The sequence below is a fragment of the Glycomyces amatae genome (genome assembly GCF_020991375.1).
Lineage (GTDB): Bacteria > Actinomycetota > Actinomycetes > Mycobacteriales > Micromonosporaceae > Glycomyces > Glycomyces amatae.
Genome location: NZ_JAJLQZ010000024.1, coordinates 15,058 through 25,801 on the forward strand (window position 1 = coordinate 15,058; position 10,744 = coordinate 25,801).

The window sequence follows — 10,744 nt, forward strand, 5'->3', positions numbered from 1 at the left end:
CCATGCGACACAGCAAGAGACGGTCCGCCGCCGCGGCCGTCGCCGCCACCGCCCTCGTCCTCGCCGGGTGCTCCGGCGGCGGCGACGGCGACGAGGTCACCCTGACCTACGCCACCTGGAGCGACGACCAGAAGCCCGCGATGGAGGCCATCGCCGAGGCGTTCGAGGCCGACCACCCGGACGTCGACGTGGAGGTCCAGGTCCTGCCCTGGCCCGAGTACTGGTCCACCCTCCAGGTCGGCGCCGCCGGACGCACCGCGCCCGACGCGTTCTGGATGCTCGCCGACCAGTTCCCCGCCTACGCCGAGGGCGGCCAGCTGCTCGACATCGCCGACGCCGTCGCCGACGCGGACGTGGACCTCTCGGCCTACCCCGAGTCCGTCATGGACCTCTACGACACCGGCGACGCGCTCTACGGCCTGCCCAAGGACTTCGACACCAACGCCGTCTGGTTCAACAAGGCCCTCTTCGACGCCGCCGGGGTCGCCTACCCCGACGACACCTGGACATGGGAGGACGCCCGCGCCGCCGCGCAGGAGCTCACCGACGCGGACGCCGGCGTGTGGGGCATCGCCGCCCCCATCGACCGCCAGGGCGGCTACTACAACTCGATCTACCAGGCCGGCGGCCAGGTGATCGGCGACGACGGCAAGGCCGCCATCGACACCCCCGAGGCCGTGGCCGGCATCGAGTTCTGGACCCGGATGCAGGCCGACGGCTCCTCGCCCACCCTCCAGCAGCTCTCCGACACCGAAGCGGTGCAGATGTTCATGGACGGCAAGGTCGCCATGTACTTCTCCGGGTCCTTCTGGGCCCAGCGCCTCTACGGCGACGAGGCGCTGCGCCCGAACGTCGGCGTCGCGCCGCTCCCCATGGGCGAGCAGCGGGCCTCGATGATCAGCGGCATCCTCAACGCCGGGTACGCCGGCAGCGAGCACCCCGAGGAGCTCGCCGAGTTCCTGATCTTCGCCAGCGGCGAGGAGGCCGCCCGCCTCCAGGGCGAGAGCGGCGCCGTGCTCCCCGCCTACGACGGCACGCAGCAGACCTGGCTCGACGCCATGCCCGAGTTCGACCTCCAGGTCTTCGTCGACGCCGTCGAGTACTCGGTGCCGCTGCCCATCGCGGGCAACGCCGCCGAGTGGACCGGGCTCGAGACCGAGTACCTGGCCCCCGCCTGGAACGGCGAGCAGACCGCCGCCGAAGCCGCCGCGGCGTACAACGCGGCCATCGACGAGGTCCTCGCCGAGTGACCGCCCGGACCGCCCCGCCCCCCGCGCGGCGCCGCCGCGCGGGCGGGCTGGGCCCCTCCCCGTGGTGGGGCTACGCGATGATCGCCCCGGCGTTCATCGGCCTCGCCGCGCTCTACCTGTGGCCCTTCCTGAAGACCTTCGCGAAGAGCTTCATGGACACCCCGGCCTTCGGGCCGGGCACCTGGACCGGCCTCGACAACTACACGGATCTGCTCGGCGACGGCGACTTCTGGCAGGCCTTCGGGAACTCCGGGATCTACACCGCGATCCTGCTGCTCGGCGTTCCGATCGCGACGGTGCTCGCGGCGCTCATCCAGCAGATCAGCCGCGGCCGCGCCGTCTACCGCGTCCTGTACTTCCTGCCCGTGGTCACCCTGCCCGTGGCGATCAGCATGGTGTGGCGGTTCATCTACAACGGCGACTTCGGCCTGCTGAACTGGGTGCTGTCCCTGTTCGGCGTCCAGGGCCAGTACTGGGTCGCCGACGACGCGTACGCGATCTACGCGATCGGGGTCGTCGGCATCTGGATGAGCCTGGGCGTCAACCTCATCATCCTCGGCGCGGGCCTCCAGTCGATCCCGCCTGAGCTCTACGAGGCGTCCTCGATGGACGGCGCGGGCCGGGTGCGGCAGTTCTTCAAGATCACCCTGCCGCTCCTGTCCCCGAGCGTCTTCCTCGTGACCGTGCTGACCGTGATCTCGGCGCTCCAGATGTTCGACCTGGTCTTCGTGATGCTCCGCAGCGTCGACAACACCGCGCTCGACGGCTCCAAGACCATCGTCTACCTGTTCTACGAGAAGGCGTTCGTCCAGTTCGACCAGGGCTACGGCGCCGCCATCGCGGTCGTGCTGCTCCTGGTGATCATGCTCGCCACCGTCCTCCAGTTCCGCCTCCAACGCCGGTGGGTGTTCTATGACTGAGTCCGCCCTCCGGCCCCGTAAGGCGAACGGCGCCAAGCCGTCCCACCGCGGCGAATGGGTCCTGCACCTCGCGCTGACGGTCACGGCCGTCCTCATGGTCGCGCCCTTCGCCTGGCAGCTCGTCACCGCGTTCAAGACCACCGGCGAGGCCTCCCAGTCGCCGCCGACGCTCTGGCCCGCCGAGCCGACCGGCGACGCGTTCGCCACGTTCTTCGACTCGGTGCCGGTCTGGAGCCAGTTCACCGTCTCGGCCTCCGCGCTCGCACTGCGCGTCCTCGGCCAGCTCGCGGTCGCCGCCCTCGCCGGGTACGCCTTCGCGCGGCTGCGCTTCCCCGGCCGGACCCTCCTGTTCGGGCTGTTCATCGCGATGCTCATGGTCCCCAGCCAGCTGTTCCTCATCGGGCAGTTCGAGCTGATCCGCGACCTCGAGCTGCTCGACACGATCCCCGCGCTCGCGATCCCCGGCATGTTCTCGGCGTTCGGGATCTTCCTGATGCGGCAGGCGTTCATGTCGATCCCGACCGCCTACGAGGAGGCCGCGCGGCTCGACGGCGCCGGGCCGCTGCGCACCTTCTGGTCCGTGATGCTCCCGATGGTCAAGCCGACCCTCGGCGCGCTCGCGGTCCTCACCTCGCTGTACTCCTGGAACGACCTGCTGTGGCCGCTCATCGTGTCGCCCCGCGGCGACAACCGGCCCCTCACCGTGGGCCTGGCCGGGCTCCAGGGCCAGTACGGCACCGACTACCCGACCCTCATGGCCGGCGCGCTCGTCGCGTCGCTGCCGCTCATCGTCATCTTCCTGGTGCTCCAGCGGCAGTTCTTCAACGGCATCGCCAGCAGCGGCTTGAAAGGCTGAGACCCATGACCGCCAACGACACCACCGCGGACGTCGTCCACCTGCGGCGCGCAGGCACGAGCGTCGTCGTGTCGCTCACCGACGCCCGGCTCCCGCGGATCCTCCACTGGGGCGAGGACCTCGGCGACCTCGCGGACGCCGAGCTCGACGCCCTCCGGACGGCGACCCTGCCGACCATCGGCGACAGCGCCGTCACCTACCCGCAGCCCGTCCCGGTCGTCCCGCAGCTCGCCGAGAGCTGGCTCGGCCGCCCCGGCATAGCGGGCTCCCGCGACGGCCGCGCCTGGGCCCCGCTGTTCACCGCCACCGGCGCCCGCCTCACCGACACCGCGGGTGAAGCGGCCGTGCTCGAAGTGGACGCCGCCGACGACGCGAGCGGACTCGCGCTCACCGTCGAACTCCGCCTCGAGCCGAGCGGGCTCCTGCGCGCCCGCGCCGCCCTCCGCAACGACGGCGGGCCCTACCGCCTCGAAGCGCTCGAACTCGCCCTGCCCCTGCCCGACCGCGCGGGCGAACTCCTCGACCTCACCGGCCGCTGGGCCCGTGAGCGGGTCCCGCAGCGCCACCCGTTCCCCGTCGGCGCGTGGGTCCGCGAGAGCCGCGGCGGCAAGCCCGGCCTCGAGGCCCCCACGATGCTCGTCGCGGGCGAGCCCGGCTTCGGCTTCCGCGGCGGCGACGCCTGGGGCGCCCACCTCGGCTGGAGCGGCAACCAGGTCCTCGCCGCCGAACGCACCCCCGCCGGGACCCGCGCCCTGCGCGGCGGCGAACTCCTCCTGCCCGGCGAGATCGTCCTGGACACCGGCGAGACCTACACGGCCCCATGGCTGTACGGCGCCCGCGGCACCGGCCTCGACGCCCTCGCCGCCCAGGTCCACCGCCACCTCCGCGCCCGGCCCGGCCACCCGCGCACGGCCCGCCCCGTCCTCGTCAACACCTGGGAGGCCGTCTACTTCGACCACGACCCCGAGCGCCTGATGCGCCTCGCCGAGCGCAGCGCCGAACTCGGCGCCGAGCGATTCGTCGTCGACGACGGCTGGTTCCTCGGCCGCCGCGACGACCACACCTCCCTCGGGGACTGGCTCGTGGACCCGGAGGTCTGGCCCGACGGCCTCGAACCCCTCGCGGACCGCGTCCGCGAACTCGGCATGGACTTCGGGCTCTGGTTCGAACCCGAGATGGTCAACCTCGACTCCGAGCTCGCACGCGCCCACCCCGAGTGGGTCTTCGACGGCGGCCACGGCCCCGGCGCGCCCTCCCGGCACCAGCACGTGCTCGACCTCGGCCACGACGGCGCCTACGACCTCGTCCGCGACCGCGTCTCCGCCCTGGTCGGGCGCCTCGGCATCGCCTACGTCAAATGGGACCACAACCGGTACCTCACCGACGCCGGGCACAGCGCCGACGGCCGTCCCGGCGTCCACCGCCAGACCGAGCGCGCCTACCGCATGATGCGCGAGCTCCGCGAGGCCCACCCGGGCCTGGAGATCGAGTCGTGCGCCTCGGGCGGCGGCCGCGTCGACCTCGGCGTCCTCGAGCACACCGACCGGGTCTGGCCCTCCGACTGCAACGACCCCCACGAGCGCGTCGACATCCAGCGCTGGACCGGCCTGCTCCTGCCGCCCGAGCTCCAGGGCACCCACATCGGCGCCGAGACCTCCCACACCACCCGCCGCGTCGCGACCCTCCCGTTCCGCGCCGCCACCGCGATCTGGGGCCACCTCGGCGTCGAGATCGACCTCACCCGCGCCGACGACCGCACCTTCGCCGACCTCAAGGCCTGGGTCGCCGCGCACCGCGAGCACCGGGACCTGCTCCACACCGGCGACGTCGTCCACGCCGACACCGACCCCGAGTTCCGGCTCGAAGGCGTCGTGGCCGCCGACGGCGGCGAGGCGCTCTTCCAGTTCGCCGTCCTCGCCCGGCCCGCCGCGTGGCCGCCGCCGCGCCTGCGCCTCCCCGGCCTGGACCCCGGGCGCCGCTACCGCGTCGAGGAGCTCGCCGTGACCGAGCCCGTCCCCGCCGGGCAGCGCCCGCCGTGGATGGCGACCGGCCTCGTCCTCCCCGGGAGCGCGCTCGCCGCCACGGGCATCGAGGCCCCGTCCCTCGACGTCGACCGCTCGGTCCTGCTGCGCCTCAGCGATGTCGGGTGACGGACCGGAGCGCGGCCCGGGCGGGCTCGTCAGCCTCGCCGGCGATTCCTCCAGCGCGGAGGTCTCGCCGCGGGCCGCCTCCCTGCGCGCGCTCCGCGTCCGCGGCCTCGACCTGGTCGAGCCCACTACGCGGGCCGTCGACCCGCCCGGCATGGCCGGGGCGGTCCTCGTCCCCTGGCCCAACCGGGTCGCGCACGCCCGCTGGCGCTACCTGGGCGGCGAGCAGCGCCTCGCCGTGACCGAACCCGAACTGGGGCACGCCAACCACGGGCTGCTCGCCGCGCACGACTTCACCGTGCGGGCCGCCTCGGCCGACGCGGTCACCTTCACCGCGCCGGTCAACGGCCACCCCGGGTACCCGTTCGACCTCGACGTGGCCGTGACCTACCGGCTCCGGCCCGACGGCGTCGACGTGGCGACCGCGTTCACCAACCGGGGCGCCCTGCCCGCGCCGGTCGCCGCCGGGGCCCACCCGTACCCGCGGGTCGGCGCCGCCCCGGCCGAGGCGCTGACGCTGCGCCTGGACGCCGACGCCTTCCGCGTGCCGGGCCCCACCCACCTGCCGGGGCCGCCGCTCGACGTCGCCGGCACGCCGTACGACCTGCGGGCCGGGGCGCCTTTCGCGAAGCTGCCCAGGCACTCGACCTACGAGCGGACCACCGCCGCTCCGTCCCGGCACCGGCTGTCCGCACCGGACGGCGCGGCCGTCGAACTCCGCGCCGACGAGCACCACCGCTGGTTCCAGCTCTACATCGACGACGCCCTCGACACGGACGAGGGCCCGCGCCGGGCGGTCGCCCTCGAACCGATGACGGCCCCGCCCAACGCCCTGCGCACCGGCGAGGGCCTGCACTGGGTCGACCCCGACGAGACGTGGACGGTCCGCTGGGGGCTGCGGCTCGTATGAGCCCGCGCGGCACCGGCGGCGGGCGGGCCTTCGCGGCGGACGCCCGCGGTCAGGGCAGCGTCCGGGTGAGCCACACCAGTTCGCCCCGGTCGTCGGCGGTGACGTGGTCGCGCTCGAAGCCGATCTTGTCCAGCACCCGGAAGGACGCCGTGTTCCAGGTGCGGACGGTCGACCAGAGCCGCCTGCGGCCGGTCGCGACCGCGGCGTCCAGGACCGCGCGGGCCGCCTCGGTGGCGTAGCCGTTGCCGTGCACGCGCTGGAAGAGCTCGTAGGCGATCTCGGGCTCGTCGAGGGTGGAGCGGCCGACGGTCAGTCCGCAGTAGCCGATGAAGTCGCCCTCCGCGCGGCGGCATATCGGCAGCAGCGCGATCCCCGTCGCGGCCGCGGTGGACAGCCCGCGCGCGATGACCTCCCGGGCCCGTTCGAGCGACGCCGGGTCGCCGCCGCGCTCGGTGTGGAGGGCGTAGAGGCCGTCGGCGTCCGAGGCGGCCCACGGCCGCAGGATCAACCGCTCGGTCTCCAGGTGGAACGACATCGGCGCATAGGAGGAGGACATGGACCCACTGTGCCAGGACCTCCGGCGGCGGCGGGGCTCCTCGGGGCGGATGTCGTCCAGGTCCTAACCGCTGTAGCGCCTGCGGAACTCGCTCGGGCTCATCCCGTGGTGCCTGCGGAACACCCGCGAGAAGTAGAACGCGTCGTCGAAGCCCACGTCGAAGGCGATCTCGGTGACCGTCGCGTCGGTCGCGTCGAGGAGCCGCCGCGCCCGCGCCATCCGCAGCGCGGTGTGGTGCGCGAGCACGCCGCCGCCGGTAGCCTTGCGGAACAGCGTGCTCAGGTGCGAGGGCGAGACGCCCACGAGGCTCGCGAGCTCGGGCACCTTCACCTTCCCGTCGAGCCGCTCGGCCAGGTAGTTCATCGCCCGCTGGAGCGGGTCGCCCGGTTCGGGGAGCATCCGGTCCACATTGATCTGCGTCAGCAGCTTCCACGCCGCCCCGGCCGCGCCGAGCAGCCGGATCGGGGACTGGTCCCGCTCCAGCCCCGAGACGATCTCGTCGAGCAGCGCCACCGCCCGGTCGATCGCCCGGACCGGGACCACGGGCCGCTCGGCCGAGGCCTCCAGGCTCTCCACGAGCTCCGTGACGTCCGTGCCCGCCAGGTGCGCCCACCAGATCGTCCAGGGGTCGCGTTCATCCGCCCCGTAGGAGTGCGGCACCCCGCGGGGGATCACGAGTGCCTGCCAGGCGCCGAGCCGGTGCGCGCCGGAGCCCACCCGCGCCCACCCCGTCCCCGAGGCGCAGACGATGACGATGGCCTCGTCGGTGCCCCGCGGCCGCTGCATCCTGTGGTCGGCGGCGGCCGGGTAGTAGCCCGCGTCGGTCACCAGGAGCCGGCGCGTCACCGGTCGCCGCAGCGCCTCGGCGACCTGCGGGCGAGGGACGACGACCAGGCGCTGCCCGCGGAAGCCCTCTTCGATCGGCATGGGCCCATCATCCACCAGAACCGGCGGATCGTCCAGGCCCCTTGCTCCATCGGCCATTCCCGAACGCCGCCGGACCGGCTTCACTGGAGGCGTGACCGACCGACTGCACCTTCCCGACGCCCCGACCGACCTGGCCGCACGGCTCGCCGCAGGCGAGGCCGTGGCCTGGAGCGAACCGGTCTCGATGACCACCTACGAGCCGGCCGAGCCCGACCCGTACCCGATGTTCCTGGACCGGCGCGTCTACCAGGGCTCCAGCGGCCGCGTCTACCCGATCCCGTTCATCGACCGGATCGCGCGCGAGGGCGCGCCGCGCCAGTGGCGGGCGGTCCACCTCGAGAACCGCTGGCTGCGCCTCATGGTCCTCCCCGAACTCGGCGGCAGGATCCACGTGGGCTTCGACAAGACCGCCGGCTACGACTTCTTCTACCGCAACAACGTGGTCAAACCGGCGCTCGTGGGCCTCGCCGGGCCCTGGATCTCCGGCGGCGTCGAGTTCAACTGGCCCCAGCACCACCGCCCCGCGACCTTCCTGCCCGTGCAGACCGCGATCGAGGCGGAGGCGGACGGCGCCGTCACCGTCTGGTGCGCCGACCACGACCCCTTCACCCGCATGAAGGGCATGCACGGCGTCCGCCTGCACCCCGACCGCGCCGTCGTCGAACTCGTCGTGCGCCTGCACAACCGCACCAGCGAGACGCAGACGTTCCTGTGGTGGGCCAACGTCGCCGCCCGCGTCCACGACGACTACCAGTCGTTCTTCCCCACCGACGTCCGCTACGTGGCCGACCACGCCCGCCGCGCCGTGACGGCCTTCCCCCGTGCCGACCGGCCCTACTACGGCGTCGACTACCCCGCCCGCGGCGAGGGCCGCGACCGGCTCGACCTGTACCGCAACATCACCGTCCCGACCTCCTACATGGTCACCGACACGCAGGACGACTTCTTCGGCGGCTACGACCACGCCGCCGCGGCGGGCTTCGTCCACGTCGCCGACCGCCGCATCGCCCCCGGCAAGAAACAGTGGACCTGGGGCGACGCCCCCTTCGGGCACGCCTGGGACCGCCACCTCACCGACGGCGACGGCCCCTACGTGGAGCTCATGGCGGGCGTCTACACCGACAACCAGCCGGACTTCTCCTGGCTGGAGCCGGGCGAGACGAAGTCCTTCACGCAGTGCTGGTACCCGATCCACGGCATCGGCCCGGCCCACCAGGCGAACGACGAGGCCGCCGTCCGGCTCGACGTCGACGGGGCCCGCGTCACCGTCGGCGTCTGCGTCAGCCGCCCCCGCGAGGGCGCCGTCGTCGCGGTCCGCCGCGGCGGCGAGGCGGTCTGGACGCGCACCGCCGACCTCGAACCCGGAGCCCCGCTCCAAGAGGCCTTCGACACGGCGGAGCCGTGCCGGCCGACCGAAGTGGAACTCGTCGTCACCCACGAGGGCGCCGAGCTGATCCGCTGGCGGCCCCGCCCCGAGCGGGGCGCGCCCGAACCCCGGCCCGCCACCGCGCCCCCGCCGCCCGAGTCGGTCGAGAGCGTCGACGAGCTCTACTACACGGGCGTCCACCTCGCCCAGTACCGCCATCCGAGCCGCTCGCCGATCCCGTACTGGACCGAGGGCCTGCGCCGCGACCCCGGCGACGTCCGGTGCAGCCTCGCGCTCGCCGACGACGCCTACCGCCGCGCCGAGTACGACGCCGCCGAACGCCACGTCAGGCGCGCCCTCGAACGCCTCACCCGCCGCAACCTGAACCCCCGCGACGGCGAGGCGTCCTACCTGCTCGGCCTCGTCCTCCGGCGCACCGGCCGCGAGGAGGCCGCGGTCGACGCGTTCGCCAAGGCCGCCTGGGACGTCCGGTGGCTCGCCCCCGCCTCGCTCGAGATCGCCCGCATCGACGCCCGCGCCGGGCGCCTCGAGCAGGCCCTCGCCCGCGCCGAGGCCGCGCTGCGCCTCGCCCCGGACGACTCGCGCGCCCACGCCGTCCGCACCGTGGTCCTGCGCCGCCTCGGCCGCGCCGCCGAAGCGGCCGACGCCCTCGCCGCCAGGCTCGCCGACGACCCGCTCGACCAGGTCGCGCAGGCCCTCGACGGCCGCGCCCTCGACTGCGACGCCCGCACCCTCGTGGACGTCGCCCTCGAACTCGCCGAGACCGGCGCCCGCGGTGAAGCGCTCGCGCTCCTCGCCGAGGCCGGGACCCGCGAGCCGACCCCCGCCGGCGAGGTCCGGCCCGTCGCCGCATACCACCGCGCCCGCCTCCTGGACGCCCTCGGCCGCCCCGACGAGGCCGAACGCGCCCGCGAAGCGGCCCGGCGGGCCCCTGCCGACCGCTGCTTCCCCGCCGGGCTCGACGACCACGACGCGCTTCGCGCCGCCCTCGCCGCCGACCCCGGCGACGCCCGCGCCGCGGCCCTCCTGGGGATGCTCCTGTTCGACCGGGGCCGCTCCGAGGAGGCCCTCGAACACTGGGAGCTCGCGATCGCGGCCGGACTCGACGACCCGGTGCTGTACCGCAACGCCGCCCTCGCCGCCTACGCCGTGTACGGCGACGACGACCGCATCCCGCGGTACTTCCAGACCGCGATCGGGCTGCGCCGCGACGCCCGGCTCGTCTACGAGCTCGACCAGTTCCTGGCCCGCCGGGGCGCCCCGGCCGAGGAGCGGCTCGCCGGGCTCGACCCGTGCAGGGACCTCGTGCTCGAACGCGACGACGCGACCGTGGCCTACTGCGAGCTGCTGGCCGAGGCCGGCCGCCTCGGCGAAGCTCTGTCCATCATGGAGAAACGCGCGTTCGCGCCGTGGGAGGGCGGCGAAGGCCGCGCCCTCGCCGCCTGGGAATCGCTCATGCTCGCGTCCAGCGCCGCCGCGGAGGACGACGGCGACCTCGCCGCCGCCCTCGACCTGGTCGACCGCGCGCTCGACCCGCCCTCCAGCCTCGGCGAGGCCCGCATCGAGACCGCGCACCCCGTGCGGCTCCTGGCCCGCAGGGCCGACCTCCTCGAACGCCTCGGCCGGAGCGCCGAAGCGCAGGCGCTGCGCGACGCCCTCCCCGAGGAGCCCCCGGCCGAGGCGGAGGACGGCGCGGTGGACTACTTCGCGACCTCGCTGCCGGACATGCTGCTCTTCCCGCCGCGCCGAACCGGGGGAGTGACGCCGGTTACCCGGTCGTAGAGTGAGGGG

At 74.2% G+C, this 10,744-nt stretch carries 8 protein-coding genes; 6 read left to right on the forward strand and 2 right to left on the reverse strand.

All coding sequences use genetic code 11. From position 1 onward, the window contains the following. The first annotated feature begins 2 nt into the window (after window positions 1-2). The 5 genes from LO763_RS24645 to LO763_RS24665 are packed head-to-tail and all read left to right on the forward strand — an operon-like array spanning window position 3 to window position 6,083. Window positions 3-1,250, forward strand: a complete 1,248-nt coding sequence (locus LO763_RS24645; RefSeq protein WP_230790243.1) for an ABC transporter substrate-binding protein — start codon at window positions 3-5, stop codon at window positions 1,248-1,250. Further along, on the forward strand, window positions 1,247-2,170 hold the full coding sequence (locus LO763_RS24650; RefSeq protein WP_230790246.1) for a carbohydrate ABC transporter permease: 924 nt from the start codon (window positions 1,247-1,249) through the stop codon (window positions 2,168-2,170). The genes LO763_RS24645 and LO763_RS24650 overlap by 4 nt, the downstream gene beginning before the upstream one ends. Next, complete coding sequence (locus LO763_RS24655) at window positions 2,163-3,026, forward strand: carbohydrate ABC transporter permease (protein WP_230790249.1); 864 nt, start codon at window positions 2,163-2,165, stop codon at window positions 3,024-3,026. The genes LO763_RS24650 and LO763_RS24655 overlap by 8 nt, the downstream gene beginning before the upstream one ends. 5 nt (window positions 3,027-3,031) lie before the next feature. Next, the gene (locus LO763_RS24660; protein WP_230790252.1) at window positions 3,032-5,176 is read left to right on the forward strand and encodes an alpha-galactosidase; all 2,145 of its coding nucleotides are present in this window, start codon (window positions 3,032-3,034) and stop codon (window positions 5,174-5,176) included. Continuing rightward, window positions 5,166-6,083, forward strand: coding sequence for an aldose epimerase family protein (locus LO763_RS24665; RefSeq protein WP_230790255.1), 918 nt, complete (start codon window positions 5,166-5,168; stop codon window positions 6,081-6,083). Before LO763_RS24660 ends, LO763_RS24665 begins: the two co-directional genes overlap by 11 nt. A gap of 49 nt (window positions 6,084-6,132) precedes the next feature. Here the strand turns inward: LO763_RS24665 and LO763_RS24670 are convergent, their stop codons facing one another. Together LO763_RS24670 and LO763_RS24675 are read right to left on the reverse strand one after the other, a co-directional pair. Then, complete coding sequence (locus tag LO763_RS24670) at window positions 6,133-6,639, reverse strand: GNAT family N-acetyltransferase (protein WP_230790257.1); 507 nt, start codon at window positions 6,637-6,639, stop codon at window positions 6,133-6,135. A 63-nt stretch (window positions 6,640-6,702) separates the two neighbouring features. Further along, window positions 6,703-7,566 (reverse strand): helix-turn-helix transcriptional regulator, encoded by an 864-nt coding sequence (locus LO763_RS24675; protein WP_230790260.1) that lies wholly within the window; start codon window positions 7,564-7,566, stop codon window positions 6,703-6,705. A gap of 91 nt (window positions 7,567-7,657) precedes the next feature. Between LO763_RS24675 and LO763_RS24680 the strand changes: the two genes are divergently transcribed. Then, entirely contained in the window at window positions 7,658-10,735 is a 3,078-nt protein-coding gene (locus tag LO763_RS24680; protein WP_230790263.1) for a DUF5107 domain-containing protein, read from the forward strand. Window positions 10,736-10,744 lie beyond the last annotated feature (9 nt).